The 701-nt window shown below is 37.1% G+C and carries 1 protein-coding gene and 1 pseudogene; both read left to right on the top strand.

Annotated elements, in window-relative coordinates; genetic code table 11:
- Nucleotides 1-68 precede the first annotated feature (68 nt).
- Nucleotides 69-380 (top strand): transposase, encoded by a 312-nt coding sequence (locus tag ACM03V_RS34470; RefSeq protein WP_414625311.1) that lies wholly within the window; start codon nt 69-71, stop codon nt 378-380.
- A gap of 78 nt (nt 381-458) precedes the next feature.
- A pseudogene (locus ACM03V_RS34465) lies at nt 459-701 on the top strand (hypothetical protein); the annotation flags it as partial.

The following is a 701-nucleotide window of genomic DNA, read 5'->3' as shown; positions in this document are numbered from 1 at the left end:
TATAGAACCCATTTGACATCTTTTGGTATCTTGAAGTACATTTAATCCAAAAGCTTTGCCCAGCAGTCATGCCGTACTCCAGTAGCCTAACAGATGAAGAGTGGGAAATCCTTGAACCTCTATTGCCCCAGATATTGCCAAAGAAAAAGAAAACTAGGCCTTCAAATTGGACAAAAAGAGAAGTATTGGATGGTATATTTTATCAACTAAAGAATGGTTGTAATTGGGAAGATTTACCCAAAGACTTGCCTCCATATTCAACGGTATATTGGCATTACAAACAGTGGCGTTCGGAAGGAGTAATAGAAAAACTAATGAGTATTTTACACGGTAAAGTGCGTGAACAGGTTAAAAAAAACCCAAGTGGACAACATTATTGATTATCGACTCTCAGGCGGTAAAAAACACTTGTAACGCCAGCGCTGCATCGAAAGGATATTGTTTCTACAAATCTACAAATGGTATTAAAAGACACCTTGCTGTCGATACCGTATTGGTTCCCCTTCTTTACTCACTGCACCAAAGCTTCGGTTTCGGATGATGCGGGTTTGATTGAAATGTTAACTGAAAACATTGATTATTTTAAATTAAAACCTGTCAATATTCCCAAAATAACGATTTTATTAGACCACGGTTATCATCCTAATCATCTTAGAGAAAAGTTAGAGAGGGTTTATCCGCAGATAATGACAAAAATCAAG

The sequence above is a fragment of the Calothrix sp. CCY 0018 genome, assembly GCF_963920925.1.
Classification (GTDB): domain Bacteria; phylum Cyanobacteriota; class Cyanobacteriia; order Cyanobacteriales; family Nostocaceae; genus Rivularia.
Note: the sequence above shows the minus strand (reverse complement) of the source record. Positions and strands in the feature narration are given on the sequence as shown.

What these genes read in the sequence shown, in the direction of transcription:
- ACM03V_RS34470 (WP_414625311.1), top strand. Translation starts at nt 69, where the DNA reads ATGCCGTACTCCAGTAGCCTAACAGATGAAGAGTGGGAAATCCTTGAA.